Raw genomic sequence first — 21,687 nt, forward strand, 5'->3', positions numbered from 1 at the left:
TCTCAGGCGAAATGCCGAACCAGATACAGCCCGCCGAACAGCGCGGCAATCGCGCCGCAGACACTAACAAGCACATAAGATGCGGCCAGCAAACTTTCGCCCCGTTCCCACAGGACGGCAACATCAAGCGAAAAAGCCGAGAACGTCGTGAACCCGCCAAGCAGCCCTGTGGCCATGAACAATCGCAATTCCGGCGAAGCCCCTACACGCCGTGCAAGCCACTCGACGAACACGCCCATTACAAATGAGCCGGCCAGATTGACCGTCAGCGTCCCCCAGGGAAAGCCAGGCCCAAGCAACCGCATGGCAGCAAGGCCGGTCAAATGTCTCAGGCTGGCGCCGATTGCCCCGCCGGCAGCTACGATCAGCAGATGGTTCATGCCGTCCTTTTCGCAGAAGCTGCGCAAAAATCAACAAGCGTCGACATCATGGCTCTCCCCGCTCCTTGCGCAGGCGCGCCCAATAATCCAGCCGCTTGCGGATCTCACGTTCAAAACCACGCTCCGGCGGGTCGTAATAGCGCTTGCGCCCCATCTCTTCGGGAAAGTAATTTTGCCCGGAAAACGCATCCGGCTGGTCGTGATCATAGGCATAGCCGGCCCCGTAACCGGTCTCCTTCATGAGTTTGGTCGGCGCGTTGAGAATGTGCTTGGGCGGCAGAAGGGAGCCGTTGGCCTTCGCGTCGGCAAAGGCCTGCTTGAAAGCGGTGTAGACGCCATTCGATTTCGGTGCTGTCGCCAGATAGACACAAGCCTGCGCCAGAGCGAGCTCGCCCTCCGGCGATCCGAGATATTCATAGGCATCCTTGGCCGCATTGGCGATGACGAGAGCCTGAGGATCGGCAAGACCAATGTCTTCCACAGCCATGCGCACAAGCCTGCGGCCGATATAGAGCGGGGTCTCGCCCGCATCGAACATGCGGCAGAGATAATACAGTGCCGCATCGGGATCGGAGCCGCGAACGGATTTGTGCAGGGCGGAAATCAGATTGTAGTGCCCGTCCTGCCCCTTGTCGTAGACAGGGGCACGGCGCTGGGCGACGCGCTGCAGCGCCTCCGCATCGAACACCTCGGCCTCCCGCGCCGCACGCCAGACCTCTTCGGCAAGCGTGAGCGAAGCGCGTCCATCGCCATCAGCCATGCGCACAAGAACCGCCCGCGCCTCTTCATTCAGCGGCAAAGGCTTTTCTTCCAGCGCCTCGGCGCGTTCGAGCAGGCGCAACAGGCTTTCCGGTCCGAGCGTGTTGAAATTGAGCACACGGGCACGCGACAGAAGCGCAGCGTTGAGCTCGAAGGACGGGTTCTCCGTTGTCGCGCCGACCAGCACAACGGTGCCGTCCTCCATCACCGGCAGAAACGAATCCTGCTGCGAGCGGTTGAAGCGATGGATTTCATCGACGAACAGAAGCGTCTGCCTTCCCTGACTGCGCCTGAGACGGGCCGCCTCGAACACTTTCTTCAAGTCCGCCACGCCTGAGAAGATCGCCGAGATCTGCTCGAAGGCCAGCTCCGTTTCACCAGCCAGAAGACGCGCGACCGTAGTTTTGCCGGTGCCCGGCGGTCCCCAGAAGATGAGCGACCCCAGCGAGCGGCTTGCGATCATGCGGGTCAAAACCCCATCGGGGCCCGTCAGATGCTCCTGGCCCACCACCTCGTCGAGTTTCTGTGGGCGCAGGCGATCAGCGAGCGGACGGTTGACGCGCGCGCCGCTTTCATCGGGATTGGAAAAGAGATCACTCATTGGTCAGTCATCGAACAGGCAGATCAGAAGCGCAGGCGCTGACGCAATATGCGCCCGTCCCGCTCCACGGAAAAGGCCCAGCGGCGGCTTGTGTCACCGGCCACGACCTGCATCGTTTCCACGTCTTCAATCTCGATCCCGTTGACCTCGCGGATGATGTCGCCCGGGCGCAGGCCGACACTGGCAGCGGGCGAACGCCGGTCGACCTCCAGAATGACGACCCCCTTCTTGTTCAGTGGCAGTTTCAAACGCTGGGCAAGACGCGGCTCGAGAGCGGCAATGGCTGCGCCGGCGAAGGGCCCACGCCCCTCGAGCGTTACCGGCGCCGGGTCTCCTCCGTCGGACAGGCGCTCGAGCGTGAAGCCCAGTTCCAGCGTCCGCCCCTCGCGCAACACGCCGATGACGCCTTTTTCCTCAAGTGGATGCGTCACGAGCCGATACTCGAGCGCATCGGGGTGCTGGATATCAGCACCGTCCATGGCGACCACCACATCGCCGGGTCGCAGGCCGGCACGCTCGGCGGGGCTGTCCGGCGCCACTTCACGCACTAGCGCGCCGACGGGACGCTCCATGCCCAGCGCCTCGGCAATCTGTGCAGTTACCGGATCGAAGGAAGCGCCGAAGAATGGCCGCTCGAAAGTCTCTGCACCGGACAGTGCAGCATTTACCACCGCACGCACCATGTTGGCGGGAATAGCAAAACCGATACCAATGGAACCGCCGCTGCGGCTGACAATGGCGGTGTTGATGCCAATCACCTGCCCCCGCATATCGATCAGCGCGCCGCCGGAATTGCCCGGATTGATCGCTGCATCGGTCTGGATGAAGAAACCGAAATCGGACACGCCCACATGGCTGCGCGCAAGCGCGGACACGATGCCGCTGGTTGTCGTCTGGCCGACACCGAATGGATTGCCGATGGCAAGCACGAGGTCACCCACCTCGAGATTGTCAGAGTTGCCCAATCCGACGGCCGGAAAGGCATCATTGCCGGAGATCTTCAAAACCGCGAGATCGAGTGCCTTGTCTTTGAGCAGGATTTCGCTTTCAAACTCACGCCCGTCCGCAAGCGCCACCTTGACCTCATCTGCATCGCTGATGACATGATTGTTCGTTACAATGACACCGCTTGGATCGACCAATACGCCGGAACCGAGGGAGGAACGCACGCGCGGCGGCATTTGCGGCCTGCCGAAGAACTGTTCGAAAAACGGATCGCCCATGAAAGGCGACCGCACCTGAACGGTGGACGATGCGTAGACATTCACCACTGCAGGCGACGTTTCCTTGACCAATGGCGCGAACGACAACTGAATATCGGCCCGCCCGAAAGGAACGCGACGTTCTGCAGCTTCCTGCCGCGGGACGGCCAGCGTCTTGCTTTCATCTTCATCCAGAAGGTTGGAAAGGAATCCGCGCAGAGTACCGTTTTCATCCTGCTGCGCTTGGACCGAACCCGTGACCACGGTTCCAGCAAAAGAAGCAAGAAGAACAACGCTTAGGAAAACAGAACGCATCCGCATATGCCTGGCCTCTATCCGTTACTGAAGAATGCAAATGATCGTGCAGCGACGCAAATCGCTTTTTTCAGAGCATTGTGCACATTGAAAGGCTCCGCCTCGTAAAGAATGAAATTTGCGCAACAAAAAAGGGGCCGCGAAGCCCCTTCTTTAAAAGCACGTACAAGACTGGCCGGCTTATGCGGCTTCCGCCTCTTCGTTGCCGCCTTCAGCTTCGAGACGCGCACGGTCGGCAGCGCCCTTTGCTTCCACATCGCGGTCAACGAACTCGATGACAGCCATCGGTGCGTTGTCGCCATGGCGGAAGCCCGCCTTCATGATGCGGGTGTAGCCGCCATTGCGCTCTGCATAACGCGGAGCGAGCGTGTCGAACAGGCGCTTGACCAAGCTCTCGTCGCGGATGGCCGAAATGGCCTGACGACGGGCGTGCAGGTCACCACGCTTGCCGAGCGTCACCAGCTTTTCCACGATCGGGCGAAGTTCCTTCGCCTTGGGCAGAGTGGTGACGATCTGTTCATGTTCGATCAGCGAAGCCGCCATGTTGGCAAAGAGCGCCTTGCGGTGGCTTGCCGTCCTGTTCAGCTTGCGGCCGGATTTTCCGTGACGCATGGCCTTTCTCCTTCAATCCCCGTCGCCCGATCTTGGCGGGCTCTACGGGCCTAGTATTGGTCTTCGTAGCGCTTGGCGAGTTCTTCGATATTTTCCGGCGGCCAGTCCTCGACATCCATGCCGAGGTGAAGGCCCATCGAAGCCAGCACTTCCTTGATTTCGTTGAGCGACTTGCGGCCGAAATTCGGCGTGCGCAACATCTCGGCTTCCGTCTTCTGGATCAGGTCGCCGATATAAACGATGTTGTCGTTCTTCAGGCAGTTTGCAGAGCGAACCGAAAGCTCCAGCTCGTCCACCTTCTTGAGAAGCGCCGGATTGAAGGCGAGCTCTGCCACCTGTTCGGCGGGCTGCTCCTTCTGCGGCTCTTCGAAGTTGACGAACAGCGCAAGCTGGTCCTGCAGGATGCGCGCAGCAAAAGCCACCGCGTCCTCGCCCGTCACCGAACCATTGGTCTCGATGGTCATGGTCAACTTGTCATAGTCGAGAACCTGGCCCTCGCGGGTATTTTCAACCTTGTAGGAGACCTTCTTAACCGGCGAGTAGAGGCTGTCGACCGGGATCAGACCGATCGGCGCGTCTTCGGCGCGGTTGCGCTCGGCCGGGACATAACCCTTGCCGTTGTCGACCGTGAATTCCATGCGGATTTCCGCGCCCTCGTCCAGTGTGCACAGCACGTGGTCGGGGTTGAGAACTTCCACATCGCCTACGGTCTGGATGTCGCCAGCCGTCACGGTGCCGGGTCCCTGCTTGCGCACAACCATGCGCTTGGGCCCCTCGCCTTCCATGGAGAGCGCGATTTCCTTGATGTTCAGAACGATGTCCGTCACATCTTCACGCACGCCGGGGATCGACGAGAATTCGTGCAGCACGCCGTCGATCTGCACCGCGGTCACGGCCGCGCCGCGAAGCGACGACAGCAGCACACGCCGCAGCGCATTGCCGAGCGTCAGACCGAAGCCACGCTCAAGAGGCTCAGCCACCAGCGTGGTGACGGTGCGGCCCTTGGACGAAAACTCGACCTTGTTCGGCTTGATAAGCTCTTGCCAGTTTTTCTGGATCATTCCGGGTTCCTTCCGTTACCCCGCCACCATCCATTCGTGACGGGCGATCTGGAAAACCACAGAGGAGCGCCGAAGCGCTCTTGCGGCAAAACTCTGATTATACGCGGCGCTTCTTGCGCGGGCGGCAGCCATTGTGCGGGATCGGCGTCACATCGCGAATGGACGTGATGGTGAAGCCGGCAGCCTGCAGCGCGCGCAGCGCGGACTCACGACCCGAACCGGGGCCGGAAACCTCAACCTCAAGCGTGCGCATGCCATGCTCGGCAGCCTTGCGGGCGCAGTCCTCGGCAGCAACCTGGGCCGCAAACGGGGTCGACTTACGCGAGCCCTTGAAGCCCTGTGCGCCAGCGGACGACCAGGCAATGGCATTGCCCTGTGCGTCCGTGATGGTGATCATCGTGTTGTTGAAGCTCGAATTGACGTGAGCAACACCCGACGAGATATTCTTACGTTCGCGACGCCGAACGCGTGCGGCTTCCTTGGCCATAATCTTCCTTTCAGTCGATCTCTACACCGCCGTAACACCAGCGGCTCCACCTGGAGAAGCGAATAGTGGTTAGCGAGTAGCGGGTAGAAACAAGATCGGCTTCTATTCGCTATTCGCTATTCGCTACTCACTCAATTACTTCTTCTTGCCGGCGATTGCCTTGGCAGGGCCCTTGCGGGTGCGTGCATTGGTGTGCGTGCGCTGACCGCGGACCGGAAGCGAACGACGGTGACGCAGGCCGCGATAGCAGCCCAGGTCCATCAGACGCTTGATATTCATCGAAACTTCGCGGCGAAGATCACCCTCAACGCGCAGGTCGCGATCGATCGTCTCGCGGATGGCGAGGATCTCGGCATCGGTAAGCTCGCTGACGCGGCGCTCGAGCGGGATGTTGACCTGCTTGACGATATCCCCGGCGGTCTTCGGACCGATACCGTGGATATACTGAAGCGCAATAACAACGCGCTTGTTGGTCGGAATATTGACGCCTGCAATACGGGCCATCTTCTTCTCCATGTGAGCCGGTTCCCCGGCGCTTCGTTTGCCCGCGTCCGGTGGAGGCCGGCCCTTGCGGGAGATGATTGTTCCTACAAACAAGATGGCCGAGCCTGACGGCCCGACCAACGTTACGTTCGATCAGGAGACCGAGTGGCATTAGTCGATAAACACCACGCAGTCAAGCACTGCCGAAGAACGCTTCGGCCTAAAGTGAAGCGAGGACCTGCTCGATCTCTGCTGTCACCTCATCGATGGTCTTCATCCCATCGACCCGCCGCAGGAAACCCTTGGCATGATAATAGCCAATCAGCGCTGCAGTCTTTTTGTAGTATTCGCGCAGGCGCTCGTCGAAAACCGCAGCATTATCATCCTTGCGCGGCGTCTGGCCGGCAGCAATGGCATCCTGCGCACGCTTTTCGATACGCCCCACCAGAGCCGCGTCGTCGACCACAAGCTCAATGGTCGCATCGAGCTTGACTTCGCGTTCGGCCAGCATCGCCTCAACGGCATCAGCCTGCGCAAGAGTTCGCGGATATCCGTCGAGAATAAAACCGTTCGCGCAGTCGGGCTGATCGATACGTTCTGCAACGATCGCGTTGACGATCTCGTCCGACACCAGCTCCCCGGCATCCATCACGGCTTTCGCGCGCTTGCCGACTTCCGTTCCGGCTGCAACCGCGGCCCGCAACATGTCACCCGTGGAGAGTTGCGGAACGCCGTGCTTCTCGACCAGCCGCTGGGCCTGCGTGCCCTTACCCGCTCCCGGCGGTCCAAGAAGTATAAGCCTCATCGTCCCCTCTTACCCCCACGCAATTTGGATTTCTTGATCAGCCCTTCATACTGATGGGCAATCAGATGCCCCTGCATCTGGGCAACAGTGTCGAGCGTAACGCTCACCACGATCAGCAGAGACGTGCCGCCGAGATAGAAGGGAACGCCGGTGGCCGAAATCAAGAACTCCGGCAGAAGGCAGATCAAGACAAGATAGATGGCACCGATAACGGTGATACGCGTCAAAACATAGTCGATATATTCTGCCGTGCGCTCGCCAGGACGGTAGCCCGGAATGAAGCCCGAATGCTTCTTCAACTGGTCGGCCGTATCCTTCGGATTGAACACGATGGCCGTGTAGAAGAAGGCGAAGAATGCAATCAGCGCCGCGTAGAGAAACATGAACAGCGGCTGACCATGGCCCAGAGAGGCCAACATGGTGGACGCCCAGCCAGGAAGCTGTGTCGTGTCGGAGAAACCGGCGACAGTTGCAGGCAGCAGCAGAAGCGACGAAGCGAAGATCGGCGGGATCACACCGGCCGTGTTGAGCTTGAGCGGCAGGTGCGACGTGTCGCCCTGGAACATGCGGTTTCCGACCTGGCGCTTGGGATACTGGATCAGAAGGCGGCGCTGGGCGCGCTCGAAGAACACGATCACGGCAATCACCGCAACGACCAGAACAATGATCGCGAGGATGAGGCCGGTCGACAGCGCGCCAGTGCGGCCAAGCTCAAGCGTGCCGCCGATGGCAGAAGGCAGACCAGCGACAATGCCAGAGAAAATGATGAGAGAGATGCCGTTACCGATGCCGCGAGCGGTGATCTGCTCACCCAGCCACATCAGGAACATGGTGCCGCCGACAAGCGTGATGACGGCGGAAATGCGGAAGAACCAGCCCGGATCAGCAACGATGTTCGCGCCGCCTTCCAATCCCACGGCAATGCCGTAGGCCTGAACCGTCGCGAGAATGACCGTGCCGTAGCGTGTATACTGGTTGATGACCTTGCGGCCCTGCTCACCTTCCTTCTTCAGCTGCTCGAGCGACGGGACGACCGACGTCATGAGCTGCATAATGATGGAGGCGGAAATATACGGCATGATGCCGAGGGCAAAGATCGCCATGCGCTCCACGGCGCCACCGGCGAACATGTTGAACATGCCCAGAACACCGCCAGACTGCTGCTGAAAAGCCTGAGCGAAAGCATCCGGATTGATGCCTGGCATCGGGATATAGGTGCCCAGCCGGTAAACCAGCAACGCCCCGAGCGTGAACCAGATGCGTTTCTTGAGATCCTCAGCCTTCGCGAAGGCCGCGAAATTGAGATTGGACGCAAGCTGTTCCGCTGCCGATGCCATGAAGAATTCTCCGCTTCGTCATGCCCCGCAGATTATCGAATCGATACGGGCACACGTTGTCGAAAACCCGAAATAGGGTCTGACAGGCATAGATGCAAGCGGCGGACAATCGCCCGCCGCCTGTGGATCGGATTACCCGGCCTTGGCCGCTGCTTCAAGGAGTTTGACCGTTCCGCCGGCCTTCTCGATTTTCTCGACAGCAGCCTTGGAGGCACCGGCGACCTCGAGCGTGACCTTGGTCTTCAGTTCACCGTCGCTGAGGACGCGAACACCATCCTTTGCACGGCGCAGAACACCGGCAGAGACCAGAGCTGCCACATCGATAACAGCCTTGCCATCAAGCTTCTTGGCATCGATCGCGGCCTGAATGCGGCCGAGCGACACTTCATTGAAGTCGTTGCCAAAGATGTTCTTGAAGCCGCGCTTGGGCAGACGGCGATAGAGTGGCATCTGACCACCCTCGAAGCCGTTGATCGACACGCCCGAGCGTGACTTCTGGCCCTTCACGCCGCGGCCACCGGTCTTGCCGGTGCCCGAACCGATGCCACGCCCGACGCGCTTGCGCGACTTGGTGGCGCCTTCTTTATCCCTGAGTTCGTTCAGTTTCATAATATCGCTCCTGGGATCCTCAGGCCTCGTCCACGACGCGGACGAGATGTTGCACCGACGCGATCATGCCGCGCACGGACGGCGTGTCCTCAAGCGTGGAACGGCGGTGCATCTTGTTCAAACCAAGGCCGATCAGCGTCAGGCGCTGGTTGGCCGGGCGGCGGATCGGGCTGCCGATCTGTTCGACGGTGACCGTCTTGCCCTTCTTCTTTTCTGCCATTTTCATCAATCCTTGCAAACCTGGCGATCAAAGCCCGTTGAAAAACGAGCCGATCTGCCGTGATCCTTATTCCTCGCTGCCTGCAGCAGCGCCGCGGCGCGCCTGGAGCGTGGAATATTTAATGCCGCGCTGGGCAGCAACGTCCTTGGGATGCAACTGATGCTTCAGGGCATCGAAAGTGGCACGAACCATGTTGTAGGGATTCGATGAGCCGAGCGACTTGGCCACCACGTCCTGAACGCCGAGCGTCTCGAAGACGGCGCGCATCGGACCACCGGCGATGATGCCGGTACCAGGCTTCGCGGCGCGCAGGAGAACACGACCGGCGCCATGACGGCCCGAAACATCGTGATGCAGCGTACGGCCCCCGCGCAGCGGAACGAAAACCATCTCACGCTTGGCGCTCTCGGTCGCCTTGCGGATGGCCTCCGGCACTTCGCGTGCCTTGCCATGACCGAAGCCAACACGGCCTTTCTGATCGCCGACCACGACGAGTGCGGCAAAACCGAAACGACGGCCACCCTTCACCACCTTGGCGACGCGATTGATATGTACAAGCTTGTCGACGAATTCGCTGTCGCGCTCTTCACGCTCGCGGCGATCGTCCCTACGTCCTTGTGCCATTGCCCTTTTCCTTGTTCTTTTCCGGAAGCACGGGGTTGAAAATGATAATTCGGGCGCTTCCTTCGGAAGCGCCCGAACGGTTTAGAATTTCAGGCCACCTTCGCGGGCGGCATCGGCCAGAGCCTTGACGCGACCGTGAAAGAGATAGGGGCCGCGGTCGAAGACCACTTCCTCTACGCCTGCCTTCTTGGCGCGTTCTGCAACCAGCTTGCCAACGGCGGCAGCAGCAGCGGAATCGGCACCAGTCTTGATCTGACCCTTGAGGTCCTTGTCCAGGGTCGAAGCAGCCGCGAGCGTATGGCCCTTGGCGTCGTCGATAACCTGGACATAGATGTTCTTGGAGGAACGGTAGACCGAAAGACGGGGCTGGCCATTGGAGACCGCCTTGATCTTCCGGCGAACACGTCCCGCACGCCGCTTGACGGAGACTTTCGAGACCATGGTTCGAGTTCCTACTTCTTCTTGCCTTCTTTGCGAACGATCGTCTCGTCCGCATATTTGACGCCCTTGCCCTTGTACGGCTCGGGGCCACGCTTCTTGCGAATCTCAGCCGCTACCTGACCGACAACCTGCTTGTCGATGCCTGCGATGACGATTTCGGTCGGCTTCGGACAGCTGATGCTGATTCCTTCCGGAGCCTCGTAAATCACTTCGTGGCTATAGCCAAGCGAAAGCTGCAGGTTTTTTCCCTGCATCGCAGCACGGTAACCGACGCCATTGATCTCAAGACGCTTCTCGAAACCGTCCTTCACGCCCTGAAGGATGTTGGCGATCTGCGTGCGCGACATGCCCCATTTGGAGCGAGCGTCCTTGGACTGATCGCGCGGGTCAACAGCGATTGCGTCGTTCTCAAGCTTCACCAAAACTTCGTCGTTGACGACGAACTTCAGTTCACCCTTCGGCCCCTTGGCCGTCACGGTCTGGCCCTCGACCTGGGCAGTAACACCCTGTGGAACCGGGACCGGCTTTTTGCCAATGCGAGACATTTGTCTGCCCTCGTTCTTTGCGTATGCCTGCTGCCGGATCAGAAGATCTGGCAGAGCACCTCGCCGCCCACATTCTGTTCGCGCGCCTCGTGATCAGCCATCACGCCCTTGGGCGTTGAAAGGATGGCGATACCGAGACCGTTGGCGACCTGCGGGATGGATTTCACCGACACATACACGCGACGGCCCGGCTTCGAAACACGCGCGATCTCGCGGATCACGGAGCCACCTTCGGCATATTTCAGCTCGATTTCGATCTCGGACTTGCCATTGTCATAGTCGACCTGGCTATAATCGCGGATATACCCTTCGGCCTTGAGAACATCGAGCACACGGGCACGCAGACGCGAAGCCGGCGTAGAAACCTTCGGCTTGTTGCGGCCGATGGCGTTGCGGATACGGGTCAGCATATCGCCGAGCGGATCATTCACGGACATCGTTCTTACCCCTTACCAGCTCGACTTGACCAGGCCCGGGATGAGCCCGTTATTGCCCAGTTCACGCAGCGCGACACGCGACATCTTAAGCTTGCGGTAATACGCACGCGGACGCCCGGTCACATCGCAACGGTTGCGGATACGCGTCTTGGACGAGTTGCGCGGGAGAGCAGCAAGCTTGAGCTGCGCCTGGAAGCGCTCCTCGATCGGCTTGGACTGATCCTTGACGATCGCCTTGAGCTCTGCGCGCTTTGCAGCGTAGCGATCGACCATCTTGCGTCGACGCTTGTTCTTTTCGACTGCGCTGACTTTTGCCATTTAAAGTGTCCTTCTTCTCGCCTGCCGTTACTGCCGGAACGGGAAGTTAAAGGCCTTGAGCAAGGCCCGCGCTTCGTCGTCGGTTTTTGCAGTCGTACAAACGATGATGTCCATTCCCCAAATCTGATCGACCTGATCATAGTTGATCTCGGGGAACACGATATGCTCCTTCAGGCCCATGGCGAAGTTGCCACGGCCGTCAAAGCTCTTCGGGTTCAGACCGCGAAAGTCGCGGACGCGCGGAAGCGCGATCGTCACGAGGCGGTCCAGAAACTCATACATGCGGTCCTTGCGGAGCGTCACCTTGGCGCCGAGCGGCATGCCCTCGCGCACCTTGAAACCGGCGATCGACTTCGAAGCACGGGTGATGACCGGCTTCTGACCGGCGATTTTGGCAAGATCCTCAGCAGCCGAAGTCGGCTTCTTGGAATCGCCCGTCGCCTCGCCAACACCCATGTTGATGACGATTTTGTCGATGCGCGGCACCTGCATCTCGTTCTCGTACTTGAAAGTATCGAGGAGTTCCTTACGGATCACCTCATCATACTTCTTCTTCCAGCGCGGCTGGTACTGAGCATTAGCCATCGATCAATTCTCCAGAGCGCTTTGCCACGCGCACCTTCTTGCCGTCTTCCTGGACCTTGAAGCCAACGCGGGTCGGCTTGCCATCCTTTGGGTCGGCCAGCGCCAGGTTCGACAGGTGGATTGGCGCTTCCTTCGTAATGATGCCGCCCTCTGCCTGAGCGGACTGCTTCTGATGGCGGCGAACCAGGTTGACACCGCGCACGAGCGCCTTGTCTTCCTTCGGCATCACCTTCACCACTTCGCCGGTGCGGCCCTTGTCCTTGCCGGCGAGCACGACGACGTTGTCGCCTTTTTTAATCTTCTGCATATCCCCGGCCTCCTAGAGCACTTCCGGCGCGAGCGAAATGATTTTCATGTGGTTTTTGGCGCGAAGCTCGCGCGGAACCGGTCCGAAAATACGCGTGCCGACGGGCTCTTTCTTGTTGTCGACGAGAACAGCTGCGTTCTTGTCGAAACGGATGACGCTGCCGTCAGCGCGGCGAATGTCCTTCGCCGTGCGCACAACAACCGCCTTCATCACGTCGCCCTTCTTTACGCGGCCGCGCGGGATCGCCTCTTTCACGGAAACGACAATGATGTCGCCCACGGAGGCATACTTCCGCTTCGAACCGCCAAGCACCTTGATGCACATGACACGACGGGCGCCGGAATTGTCCGCCACATCGAGGTTTGTTTGCATCTGAATCATGACTGGCCGCCTTCTCGTTCAATGGAAAGCGGCTCAGATACTCCGCTTCCCGGCAATTTCAATGTTTATTGTGCCTGGGCGTCTTTGAGGACGACCCAATTTTTGTCCTTCGAAATCGGCGCGGTCTCCTGAATCATGACCACATCGCCGACCTTGCACGCATTCTCTTCGTCATGCGCCTTGTACTTCTTGGACATACGCACCGTCTTTTTCATCATCGGATGGGTAAAGCGACGCTCGACACGGACGACAACGGTCTTGTCGTTCTTGTCGCTCACCACGGTGCCCTGCAAAACGCGCTTTGGCATGTTCGCTGTCCTCAGGCCTTGCTGCCGGCCGACTTCTCGGCCGCGATTGTCTTAATGCGCGCAATATCCCTACGGATTTCTTTCACGCGCGCGGTTTTCTCGAGCTGTCCGGTCGCTTTCTGGAAGCGGAGGTTGAACTGCTCTTTCTTGAGTTTTGTCAGCTCATCGTTGAGCTGGTCCGGCGTCATCGCCCTGACATCAACAGCCTTCATAGCGTTCGCCTTTCCTACTCTGCAATACGCTGCACGAAGCGCGTCTTGACCGGCAGCTTTGCAGCGCCCAGACGCAGCGCTTCACGCGCAATGTCTGCACCAACGCCATCGATCTCAAACATGACGCGGCCGGGCTTAACACGGCAGGCCCAATAGTCAACGGAGCCCTTGCCCTTACCCATACGAACTTCGGTCGGCTTCGACGTGACCGGGACGTCCGGGAAAATGCGGATCCAGACGCGACCCTGACGCTTCATGTAGCGTGTGATCGCGCGGCGGGCCGCTTCAATCTGGCGCGCAGTAACGCGCTCCGGCTCGAGCGCCTTCAAACCGAAGGACCCGAAGTTGAGTTCCGTGCCGCCCTTGGCAGCGCCGTGGATACGGCCCTTGAACTGCTTGCGGAACTTTGTGCGCTTTGGTTGCAGCATCGTTCTCTACTCCAAAATTCCTAAGCGTTCTCGCGACGCCGGTTGCTGCTACCGCCCTGGTCACCCTCGGTGGCACGGCGCTCGGAAGCCATCGGATCATGCTCAAGGATCTCGCCCTTGAAGACCCAGACCTTGACGCCGCAAATGCCATAAGCGGTTTTTGCTTCGGCCGTGCCATAATCGACATCGGCGCGCAGCGTGTGCAGCGGAACACGGCCCTCGCGGTACCATTCCATGCGGGCGATTTCCGCACCGCCAAGACGACCCGCACAGTTGATACGGATGCCCTCGGCACCAAGACGCATGGCCGACTGGACGGCACGCTTCATGGCACGGCGGAAAGCCACACGGCGCTCGAGCTGCTGAGCGATCGACTGAGCGATCAGCGTGGCATCGATCTCCGGCTTGCGGACCTCGACGATGTTCAAATGCGTTTCCGCATTCGTCATCTGCGAGACCTTGCGGCGCAGCTTCTCGATGTCCGCACCCTTCTTGCCGATGATCAGGCCCGGACGCGCAGAGTGAATGGTCACGCGGAACTTCTTGTGCGGACGTTCGATCACGACCTTCGAGATGGCAGCCTGCTTCAGCTCCTTCTCGATATAGTTGCGGATCTTGAAATCCTCGTGCAGCAGATCGCCGTACTCGCCGTCATTGGCGTACCAACGAGAGTCCCACGTGCGGTTGATACCGAGACGGAACCCGATCGGATTGATTTTCTGACCCATCAGGCGGCCTCCACTTTCTCTTCCACTTCACGCACGACAATCGTCAGATGTGAAAATGGCTTCTCGATGCGGCTGGCGCGGCCACGACCACGCGCATGGAACCGCTTCATGACGATCGACTTACCGACATGGGCTTCGGCCACGACCAGCGCATCCACGTCCAGGTCGTGATTGTTTTCCGCATTCGCAATTGCCGATTCCAGCGTCTTCTTGACGGTTTCGGCGATCCGCTTGCGCGAAAACTCCAGGTCGGCGAGCGCAGTCGCCACCTTCTTGCCGCGGATCATCGCAGCAACGAGGTTCAGCTTCTGCGGGCTGACGCGGATCGTGCGCAATACGGCACGGGCCTCATTGTCAGCAAGCCTGCGCGGCGCTTTGGCCTTGCCCATCGTTATTTCCTCTTTGCCTTCTTGTCCGCCCCATGGCCGTAATAGGTGCGGGTCGGAGCAAATTCACCAAACTTGTGACCGACCATCTCCTCGGAGACGGAAACGGGAATGTGTTTTTGGCCGTTGTAAACACCGAAGGTCAAACCCACGAACTGGGGCAGAATGGTGGAGCGACGGCTCCACATCTTGATGACCTCGTTACGGCCGCTATCGCGCACCTTCTCGGCCTTCTTCAGAAGATAGCCGTCGACGAAGGGGCCTTTCCAGACTGAACGGGACACTTGCCGCTACCTTTCCTTAGCTCTTGCGCTTGTGGCGCGAGCGCATGATGAACTTGTCGGTCGACTTGTTCGACCGGGTCTTCATGCCCTTTGTGGGTTTGCCCCAGGGCGACACAGGGTGACGGCCACCGGAGGTACGGCCTTCACCACCACCATGGGGGTGATCGACCGGGTTCATGACGACGCCGCGGTTGTGCGGGCGTTTGCCCATCCAGCGCTTGCGACCGGCCTTGCCCAGGCTGACATTGCCATGGTCGGGGTTGGACACCGCGCCGACGGTTGCAAAGCAACGACCAGACACCAGGCGCTGTTCGCCCGAATTGAGGCGAAGGATCGCCATACCCTGGTCACGGCCGACGAGCTGAACATATGCGCCGGCTGAGCGTGCGATCTGACCGCCCTTCTCGGGCTTCATCTCGACATTGTGCACGATCGTGCCGATGGGCATCGCCGCGAGCGGCATCGCATTGCCCGGCTTTACGTCGACCGCCTTGTCGCTGGCGATGATCTTATCGCCGGCAGCCAGACGCTGCGGAGCGAGGATGTAGGACAGCTCGCCGTCTTCGTAACGCACCAGCGCGATGAACGCCGTACGGTTGGGATCGTACTCGATACGCTCCACCGTCGCCGAGATATCAAGCTTGCGACGCTTGAAGTCAATCAGACGGTAGGTGCGCTTGTGACCACCACCCTGAAAGCGAGCGGTGATGCGACCCGTGTTGTTGCGGCCGCCCTTGCCCGTCAGACCCTGGGTCAGGCCCTTAACGGGCTTGCCCTTGTGAAGGCCGGAGCGGTCAACGATGACCAGCTGGCGCTGGCCTGGGGTTACCGGTTTAAACTTCTTCAGTGCCATTGTCTCTTCCTCGCCGCCCGATTAGAGGCCAGTCGCGATGTCGATGGAATGACCTTCGGCCAGCGTGACGATCGCTTTCTTCACGTCGCTCTGGCGGCCAATCGTTCCGCGAAAACGCTTCACCTTGCCCTTGCGAACAAGCGTATTGACGCCGGTCACCTTGACGCCAAAGAGCGCCTCGACAGCAGCCTTGATTTCCGGCTTCGTCGCCTTGCGGTCCACATTGAAGACCACCTGGTTGTTTTCCGACGCCATTGTCGATTTCTCGGTGATCGCCGGGCTGACGATCACGTCATAGTGGCGAAGCTCCGTCATTTGAAACGCTCCTCAAGGGCCTCGACGGCGGCCTTGGAAAGGACCAGCGTGCCGCGGCGCAGAATGTCGTAAACATTGATGCCCTGCACCGGCAGAACGTCGATGTTGGCGATGTTTTGGGCAGCGCGCTTGAAGCCGGCATCGACTTCGGCGCCACCGATCAGCAGAGCGTTGCTCAGGCCGAGCTTGGCGAAGCTCTCCACCAGGGACTTCGTCTTGCCGTCGGCGAGTGCCAGATCATCAATAATGATGAGGCTGGAGTCCTTCGCCTTGGCCGACAGGGCATGCTTAAGGCCGAGCGCACGAACCTTCTTGGGAAGATCGTGGCTGTGGTCGCGAACGACCGGACCATGAGCACGGCCACCGCCGCGGAACTGAGGCACACGAGCCGAAGAGTGACGCGCGCGACCCGTACCCTTCTGACGGTACATTTTCGCGCCGGTACGCGCGATCTCCGAGCGTCCCTTGGTCTTGTGTGTGCCCTGCTGCTTCTTGGCAAGCTGCCAGCGCACAACGCGGTGCAGGATGTCTTCGCGGGGGTCCAGACCGAAAATCTCATCCGAGATCTTCAGCTTCCCGGCATCCTTGCCTGCGAGGGTCGTAACTTTAATGTCCATTATTCAGCCCCCTCGGTGGCGGCAGCTTCTTCAGCCTTTGCAGCGCCATTGCTACGGATAGCGGCCGGCATCGGCACATTGTCTGGCAGCGGAGCCTTAACGGCGTCACGCACTGTAATCCAAGCACCCTTGGAACCGGGAACGGCACCGCGGACCAGAATAAGGCCACGCTCGGTGTCGGTAGAGACGATCTCCAGGTTCTGCGTGGTCACGCGATGCGCGCCCATGTGCCCGGCCATCTTCTTGCCCTTGAACACCTTGCCGGGGTCCTGGCGCTGACCGGTCGAACCATGCGAACGGTGCGAAACCGAGTTACCATGGGTTGCACGGCCACCACCGAAATTGTGGCGCTTCATGACACCCTGGAAGCCCTTACCGATCGAGGTGCCCGTCACATCGACCTTCTGGCCGGGGACGAAATGCTCGACCGTGATCTCGGCGCCGACATCCAGAAGGTTGTCGGGCGACACACGGAACTCGGCCACCTTGGCCTTAGGCTCGACGGAAGCGGTCGCGAAATGGCCGCGCAGCGCCTTCGACGTGTTCTTCACCTTGGCCAGTCCAACGCCAAGCTGAACAGCCGTATAGCCGTTCTTCTCCTCGGTACGCTGCGCAACGACCTGACAGTTCTCCATGCGCAGAACCGTCACGGGCACATGCTCGCCCGCTTCGTTGTAGACGCGTGTCATACCGATCTTTTGTGCGATAACACCTGAACGCATCGGTTCGATTTCCTTTCGGGGTTCCCAGCCCCTCACCCGTTGTCACGGACAGAGGCTCGGGTTCCTGACTTTTTGTCTTGCGCCCTAGAGCTTGATCTCGACATCCACACCAGCAGCGAGGTCGAGCTTCATCAGCGCGTCGACCGTCTGCGGCGTCGGATCGACAATGTCGAGCAGCCGCTTGTGGGTGCGCATCTCAAACTGCTCGCGGCTCTTCTTGTCGATGTGAGGAGACCGGTTCACAGTAAACTTCTCGATGCGCGTGGGCAGCGGCACCGGGCCGCGCACGTTCGCGCCCGTGCGTTTCGCCGTAGACACGATTTCCCGCGTCGAGGCATCAAGAACGCGATGATCAAACGCCTTGAGGCGGATACGGATATTCTGTCCGTTCATGTGTCACTTCCTTGTTCCGCTGCGACGCGGGTAACCGCGCCGCGTCGGAAGGTTGCCGTTCTTACTCAGTGATCGATGCGACGATGCCGGCACCGACGGTGCGGCCGCCTTCACGGATAGCGAAGCGCAGCTTCTCTTCCATGGCGATCGGCACGATCAGCTCGACGTCGACCGTCACATTGTCGCCCGGCATCACCATCTCCGTGCCTTCCGGAAGGTGAACGATGCCCGTCACGTCCGTCGTACGGAAGTAGAACTGCGGGCGGTAGTTCGTGAAGAACGGCGTATGACGGCCGCCCTCTTCCTTCGTCAGGATGTAGGCTTCTGCCTTGAACTTCGTGTGCGGCGTAACCGAACCCGGCTTGGCCAGAACCTGACCGCGCTCAACACCCTCACGCTCGACACCGCGAAGAAGCGCACCGATGTTGTCGCCAGCCTGGCCCTGATCCAGAAGCTTGCGGAACATCTCAACGCCCGTGCAGGTCGTCTTCGTCGTCGGACGGATGCCGACAATCTCGATTTCCTCGCCAACCTTGATGATGCCGCGCTCGACGCGACCCGTCACCACCGTGCCGCGACCCGAAATCGAGAACACGTCCTCGATCGGCATCAGGAACGGCTGGTCAACCGGACGCTCAGGCGTCGGAATGTAGGCGTCAACCTCGGCCATCAGCTTGCGGATCGCGTCCTCGCCGATCTCCTTGTTGGAGTCTTCAAGAGCTGCAAGCGCCGAACCCTTCACGATCGGAATGTCGTCGCCCGGGAAGTCGTAGGACGAAAGAAGCTCGCGAACCTCGAGCTCCACCAGCTCAAGAAGCTCCTCATCGTCAACCTGGTCGACCTTGTTCAGGAACACCACAATCGCCGGAACGCCAACCTGGCGGGCAAGAAGAATGTGCTCGCGCGTCTGCGGCATCGGGCCATCGGCTGCCGAAACAACCAGGATCGCGCCGTCCATCTGTGCCGCACCCGTGATCATGTTCTTCACATAGTCGGCGTGGCCGGGGCAGTCCACGTGAGCATAGTGACGGGCTTCCGTCTCATACTCAACGTGAGCCGTCGAAATGGTGATGCCGCGTGCCTTCTCTTCCGGAGCGCCATCAATCTGGTCATAGGCGCGGAACTCGCCGAAATACTTCGTGATCGCTGCCGTCAATGACGTCTTGCCGTGGTCAACGTGACCAATCGTGCCGATGTTCACATGCGGCTTCGTACGCTCAAATTTACCTTTGGCCATGTGAGCTCTCCATTCCTTGTGCCCGTTCGGGCTCTTTCAACTCTCGAGAATCCGTAACAAACGTGTCTGAGCGGATTACGCGTATTTCTTCTGGATCTCCTGCGCCACCGCGCTGGGAACCGGCTCGTAGTGATCGAACTGCATCGTGTACTGGGCGCGGCCCTGAGACATCGAACGCAGTGTGTCGACGTATTTGAACATGTTGGCCAGCGGCACCATGGCGTTGATCACCGTGGCAATGCCGCGTGCTTCCTGGCCCTGGATCTGGCCACGACGCCCGTTCAGGTCACCGATGATGCTGCCCACATACTCTTCCGGCGTCACGACTTCGACCTTCATGATCGGCTCGAGAAGCTGTGCACCAGCCTTCTGTGCGCCTTCGCGGAATGCTGCGCGAGCAGCGATTTCGAAGGCCAGAACCGACGAGTCAACATCGTGATAGGCACCGTCGATAAGCGTTGCTTTCACGCCGAGCATCGGGAAGCCTGCAACCGGACCGGAAGAAAGAACGCTCTCGATGCCCTTCTGGACGCCGGGAATGTATTCTTTCGGAACAGAACCGCCGACGATCTTGGATTCGAATTCGAATTCCTCGCTCTCGGTGTTCGGCGCGAACACAATCTTGACGCGGGCGAACTGGCCGGAACCACCGGACTGCTTCTTGTGCGTGTAGTCGACTTCCGCTTCGCGGGTGATCGTCTCACGGTAAGCAACCTGCGGTGCGCCAACATTGGCCTCGACCTTGAACTCGCGCTTCAGGCGATCGACGATGATGTCGAGGTGAAGCTCGCCCATGCCGGCAATGATGGTCTGACCGGATTCTTCGTCGGATTTGACGCGGAAGGACGGATCCTCGGCAGCAAGGCGGTTGAGCGCGAGGCCCATCTTTTCCTGGTCGCCCTTGGTCTTCGGTTCGATCGCGATCTGGATCACCGGATCCGGGAACTCCATACGTTCCAGAATGACCGGCTTCGTGGGATCGCAAAGCGTATCACCCGTCGTGGTCTCCTTGAGGCCGGCCAGAGCAACAATGTCGCCTGCATAAGCAACTTCCAGGTCGGAGCGGGAGTTCGAGTGCATCTGCAGCATGCGGCCGATGCGCTCACGCTTGTCCTTCACCGTGTTGGCGAGCGAAGCACCCTTGTTCAGCACACCCGAATAGATGCGGCAGAAGGTGAGCGAGCCAACGAAGGGGTCGTTCATGATCTTGAAGGCCAGCATGGAAAGCGGCTCTTCATCCGACGACTTGCGTGCGATTTCGCTTTCCGTCTTCGGATCGATGCCCTTGATCGAGGGGACATCGAGCGGCGACGGCAGGAAGTCGACAACGGCGTCGAGCAGCGGCTGCACGCCCTTGTTCTTGAAGGCAGAGCCACAGAACATCGGGAAGAACTTGACCTCGATCGTGCCCTTGCGGATCAGCTTGCGGATCTCGTCATTCGAAGGCATTTCACCTTCGAGATAACGCTCCATCGCAGCCTCATCCATTTCAACGGCGGCTTCGATGAGCATCTCGCGATATTCTTCCGCCTTCTCCTGAAGATCGGCCGGAATATCGACGACGTCCCAAGCAGCGCCAAGATTCTCCGACTGCCAGACAAGCGCCTTCATTTCGATCAGGTCGACAACGCCGGCGAAGTCGTTCTCAGCGCCGATCGGCAGCTGCATAACAACAGCCTGCGCACCAAGACGGGTCTTGACCATCTCGGCCGAACGATAGAAGTCGGCTCCGATCTTGTCCATCTTGTTACAGAAGATCATGCGCGGGACTTTGTACTTGTCCGCCTGGCGCCAAACGGTTTCCGTCTGCGGCTCAACACCGGCATTGGCATCGAGCAGAGCAACAGCACCATCGAGAACGCGCAGCGAACGCTCGACTTCAATGGTGAAGTCGACGTGCCCGGGCGTGTCAATGATGTTGAAGCGGCGCTTCTTGCCATCACGGCCTTCCCAGAAGGTGGTCGTGGCAGCAGACGTGATCGTGATCCCGCGCTCCTGCTCCTGCTCCATCCAGTCCATCGTCGCAGCGCCGTCGTGCACTTCGCCGATCTTGTGAGACTTGCCGGTATAGAAAAGAATGCGCTCGGTCGTCGTCGTCTTGCCGGCGTCGATATGCGCCATGATACCGAAATTGCGGTAGTCTTCGAGCTTATATTCGCGGGACATCGTCGTGTACCTCTTCGATCCGTAAGGCTACCAGCGGTAGTGCGAGAACGCGCGGTTGGCTTCCGCCATCTTGTGCGTGTCTTCGCGCTTCTTGACGGCAGTGCCGCGATTGTTCGCTGCATCGAGCAACTCGCCAGACAGGCGATCAACCATGGTCGTCTCGTTGCGCTTGCGTGCTGCAGAAATCAGCCAGCGAATGGCCAGCGCCTGACGACGCTCCGGACGAACATCGACCGGCACCTGGTAGGTTGCACCACCAACACGGCGGGAACGAACCTCGACGTGCGGAGCGACATTCTCCAGCGCCTGGTGGAAAACACCAACAGGCTCCTGCTTCAGCTTCTCTTCCACCTGCTCGAACGCACCGTAAACGATACGCTCCGCAGCGGATTTCTTGCCATCAAGCATGATGGCGTTCATGAATTTCGTAACAACCGTGTCACCGAATTTCGGATCGGGGTTGATCTCTCGCTTTTCTGCGCGATGGCGTCGGGACATGTTTTTCGTCTCTTACCTTCGAAGGCCCGGC

At 59.6% G+C, this 21,687-nt stretch carries 33 protein-coding genes; all 33 read right to left on the reverse strand.

Going from position 1 to position 21,687, the window contains the following annotated elements:
- Positions 1-2: 2 nt before the first annotated feature.
- A complete protein-coding gene (crcB, locus tag AC2CHD_RS02415) occupies positions 3-380 on the reverse strand; it encodes a fluoride efflux transporter CrcB (RefSeq protein ID WP_484552475.1) in 378 nt (125 codons plus the stop codon).
- 46 nt (positions 381-426) lie between these two features.
- Positions 427-1,740: a replication-associated recombination protein A gene (locus AC2CHD_RS02420; RefSeq protein ID WP_484552476.1), complete on the reverse strand. Its 1,314-nt coding sequence runs from the start codon at positions 1,738-1,740 to the stop codon at positions 427-429.
- A 23-nt stretch (positions 1,741-1,763) separates the two neighbouring features.
- Complete coding sequence (locus AC2CHD_RS02425; RefSeq protein ID WP_484552477.1) at positions 1,764-3,257, reverse strand: DegQ family serine endoprotease; 1,494 nt, start codon at positions 3,255-3,257, stop codon at positions 1,764-1,766.
- Positions 3,258-3,437: 180 nt separating this feature from the next.
- Positions 3,438-3,869 (reverse strand): 50S ribosomal protein L17, encoded by a 432-nt coding sequence (gene rplQ / locus AC2CHD_RS02430; protein ID WP_007009539.1) that lies wholly within the window; start codon positions 3,867-3,869, stop codon positions 3,438-3,440.
- Between the two features lie 50 nt (positions 3,870-3,919).
- Positions 3,920-4,930 carry a DNA-directed RNA polymerase subunit alpha gene (locus tag AC2CHD_RS02435; RefSeq protein ID WP_229446824.1) on the reverse strand — a complete coding sequence of 337 codons (1,011 nt, stop codon included), beginning with the start codon at positions 4,928-4,930 and terminating at the stop codon, positions 3,920-3,922.
- A gap of 97 nt (positions 4,931-5,027) precedes the next feature.
- The gene (gene rpsK, locus AC2CHD_RS02440; protein WP_007009537.1) at positions 5,028-5,417 is read right to left on the reverse strand and encodes a 30S ribosomal protein S11; all 390 of its coding nucleotides are present in this window, start codon (positions 5,415-5,417) and stop codon (positions 5,028-5,030) included.
- 135 nt (positions 5,418-5,552) lie between these two features.
- Positions 5,553-5,921: a 30S ribosomal protein S13 gene (gene rpsM / locus AC2CHD_RS02445; RefSeq protein WP_007009536.1), complete on the reverse strand. Its 369-nt coding sequence runs from the start codon at positions 5,919-5,921 to the stop codon at positions 5,553-5,555.
- 199 nt (positions 5,922-6,120) lie between these two features.
- Positions 6,121-6,705 carry an adenylate kinase gene (locus AC2CHD_RS02450; protein WP_484552478.1) on the reverse strand — a complete coding sequence of 195 codons (585 nt, stop codon included), beginning with the start codon at positions 6,703-6,705 and terminating at the stop codon, positions 6,121-6,123.
- Positions 6,702-8,042 carry a preprotein translocase subunit SecY gene (secY, locus tag AC2CHD_RS02455; RefSeq protein WP_229446823.1) on the reverse strand — a complete coding sequence of 447 codons (1,341 nt, stop codon included), beginning with the start codon at positions 8,040-8,042 and terminating at the stop codon, positions 6,702-6,704. Before secY ends, AC2CHD_RS02450 begins: the two co-directional genes overlap by 4 nt.
- 132 nt (positions 8,043-8,174) lie before the next feature.
- Entirely contained in the window at positions 8,175-8,651 is a 477-nt protein-coding gene (gene rplO, locus AC2CHD_RS02460) for a 50S ribosomal protein L15 (protein WP_484552479.1), read from the reverse strand.
- Between the two features lie 19 nt (positions 8,652-8,670).
- Positions 8,671-8,871 carry a 50S ribosomal protein L30 gene (gene rpmD, locus AC2CHD_RS02465; RefSeq protein WP_484552480.1) on the reverse strand — a complete coding sequence of 67 codons (201 nt, stop codon included), beginning with the start codon at positions 8,869-8,871 and terminating at the stop codon, positions 8,671-8,673.
- Positions 8,872-8,937: 66 nt separating this feature from the next.
- Positions 8,938-9,495, reverse strand: a complete 558-nt coding sequence (rpsE, locus tag AC2CHD_RS02470) for a 30S ribosomal protein S5 (RefSeq protein ID WP_484552481.1) — start codon at positions 9,493-9,495, stop codon at positions 8,938-8,940.
- A gap of 81 nt (positions 9,496-9,576) precedes the next feature.
- On the reverse strand, positions 9,577-9,936 hold the full coding sequence (gene rplR / locus AC2CHD_RS02475) for a 50S ribosomal protein L18 (protein WP_007009530.1): 360 nt from the start codon (positions 9,934-9,936) through the stop codon (positions 9,577-9,579).
- Between the two features lie 11 nt (positions 9,937-9,947).
- On the reverse strand, positions 9,948-10,481 hold the full coding sequence (gene rplF, locus AC2CHD_RS02480) for a 50S ribosomal protein L6 (RefSeq protein WP_007009529.1): 534 nt from the start codon (positions 10,479-10,481) through the stop codon (positions 9,948-9,950).
- Positions 10,482-10,519: 38 nt separating this feature from the next.
- Positions 10,520-10,918, reverse strand: a complete 399-nt coding sequence (gene rpsH / locus AC2CHD_RS02485) for a 30S ribosomal protein S8 (RefSeq protein WP_229446819.1) — start codon at positions 10,916-10,918, stop codon at positions 10,520-10,522.
- 12 nt (positions 10,919-10,930) lie between these two features.
- The gene (gene rpsN, locus AC2CHD_RS02490) at positions 10,931-11,236 is read right to left on the reverse strand and encodes a 30S ribosomal protein S14 (protein ID WP_007009526.1); all 306 of its coding nucleotides are present in this window, start codon (positions 11,234-11,236) and stop codon (positions 10,931-10,933) included.
- Between the two features lie 27 nt (positions 11,237-11,263).
- Positions 11,264-11,821 (reverse strand): 50S ribosomal protein L5, encoded by a 558-nt coding sequence (gene rplE, locus AC2CHD_RS02495; protein ID WP_229446818.1) that lies wholly within the window; start codon positions 11,819-11,821, stop codon positions 11,264-11,266.
- Complete coding sequence (gene rplX, locus AC2CHD_RS02500; protein WP_007009524.1) at positions 11,814-12,128, reverse strand: 50S ribosomal protein L24; 315 nt, start codon at positions 12,126-12,128, stop codon at positions 11,814-11,816. The genes rplE and rplX overlap by 8 nt, the downstream gene beginning before the upstream one ends.
- A gap of 12 nt (positions 12,129-12,140) precedes the next feature.
- A complete protein-coding gene (gene rplN / locus AC2CHD_RS02505) occupies positions 12,141-12,509 on the reverse strand; it encodes a 50S ribosomal protein L14 (RefSeq protein ID WP_007009523.1) in 369 nt (122 codons plus the stop codon).
- 65 nt (positions 12,510-12,574) lie between these two features.
- Positions 12,575-12,817 (reverse strand): 30S ribosomal protein S17, encoded by a 243-nt coding sequence (gene rpsQ / locus AC2CHD_RS02510; RefSeq protein WP_223020755.1) that lies wholly within the window; start codon positions 12,815-12,817, stop codon positions 12,575-12,577.
- An 11-nt stretch (positions 12,818-12,828) separates the two neighbouring features.
- A complete protein-coding gene (gene rpmC, locus AC2CHD_RS02515) occupies positions 12,829-13,029 on the reverse strand; it encodes a 50S ribosomal protein L29 (protein ID WP_229446817.1) in 201 nt (66 codons plus the stop codon).
- 14 nt (positions 13,030-13,043) lie between these two features.
- Complete coding sequence (rplP, locus tag AC2CHD_RS02520; RefSeq protein ID WP_229446816.1) at positions 13,044-13,457, reverse strand: 50S ribosomal protein L16; 414 nt, start codon at positions 13,455-13,457, stop codon at positions 13,044-13,046.
- Positions 13,458-13,477: 20 nt separating this feature from the next.
- A complete protein-coding gene (gene rpsC, locus AC2CHD_RS02525) occupies positions 13,478-14,185 on the reverse strand; it encodes a 30S ribosomal protein S3 (RefSeq protein ID WP_484552482.1) in 708 nt (235 codons plus the stop codon).
- On the reverse strand, positions 14,185-14,574 hold the full coding sequence (gene rplV, locus AC2CHD_RS02530) for a 50S ribosomal protein L22 (RefSeq protein ID WP_007009518.1): 390 nt from the start codon (positions 14,572-14,574) through the stop codon (positions 14,185-14,187). Before rplV ends, rpsC begins: the two co-directional genes overlap by 1 nt.
- 2 nt (positions 14,575-14,576) lie before the next feature.
- Positions 14,577-14,855, reverse strand: coding sequence for a 30S ribosomal protein S19 (gene rpsS / locus AC2CHD_RS02535; RefSeq protein WP_009452531.1), 279 nt, complete (start codon positions 14,853-14,855; stop codon positions 14,577-14,579).
- A gap of 16 nt (positions 14,856-14,871) precedes the next feature.
- Positions 14,872-15,708, reverse strand: a complete 837-nt coding sequence (rplB, locus tag AC2CHD_RS02540; protein ID WP_229446815.1) for a 50S ribosomal protein L2 — start codon at positions 15,706-15,708, stop codon at positions 14,872-14,874.
- 21 nt (positions 15,709-15,729) lie between these two features.
- On the reverse strand, positions 15,730-16,023 hold the full coding sequence (locus tag AC2CHD_RS02545) for a 50S ribosomal protein L23 (RefSeq protein WP_007009515.1): 294 nt from the start codon (positions 16,021-16,023) through the stop codon (positions 15,730-15,732).
- Entirely contained in the window at positions 16,020-16,640 is a 621-nt protein-coding gene (gene rplD / locus AC2CHD_RS02550; RefSeq protein WP_229446814.1) for a 50S ribosomal protein L4, read from the reverse strand. The genes AC2CHD_RS02545 and rplD overlap by 4 nt, the downstream gene beginning before the upstream one ends.
- Positions 16,640-17,362 (reverse strand): 50S ribosomal protein L3, encoded by a 723-nt coding sequence (gene rplC / locus AC2CHD_RS02555; protein WP_007009512.1) that lies wholly within the window; start codon positions 17,360-17,362, stop codon positions 16,640-16,642. Before rplC ends, rplD begins: the two co-directional genes overlap by 1 nt.
- An 84-nt stretch (positions 17,363-17,446) precedes the next feature.
- The gene (gene rpsJ, locus AC2CHD_RS02560; protein WP_007009511.1) at positions 17,447-17,755 is read right to left on the reverse strand and encodes a 30S ribosomal protein S10; all 309 of its coding nucleotides are present in this window, start codon (positions 17,753-17,755) and stop codon (positions 17,447-17,449) included.
- A 61-nt stretch (positions 17,756-17,816) separates the two neighbouring features.
- A complete protein-coding gene (tuf, locus tag AC2CHD_RS02565; RefSeq protein WP_223004024.1) occupies positions 17,817-18,992 on the reverse strand; it encodes an elongation factor Tu in 1,176 nt (391 codons plus the stop codon).
- A 75-nt stretch (positions 18,993-19,067) separates the two neighbouring features.
- Positions 19,068-21,158 (reverse strand): elongation factor G, encoded by a 2,091-nt coding sequence (gene fusA, locus AC2CHD_RS02570; protein WP_484552483.1) that lies wholly within the window; start codon positions 21,156-21,158, stop codon positions 19,068-19,070.
- A gap of 27 nt (positions 21,159-21,185) precedes the next feature.
- Positions 21,186-21,656, reverse strand: coding sequence for a 30S ribosomal protein S7 (rpsG, locus tag AC2CHD_RS02575; RefSeq protein WP_229450910.1), 471 nt, complete (start codon positions 21,654-21,656; stop codon positions 21,186-21,188).
- Between the last annotated feature and the right edge of the window lie 31 nt (positions 21,657-21,687).

The sequence above is a fragment of the Nitratireductor sp. ATLC21 genome, assembly GCF_057196525.1.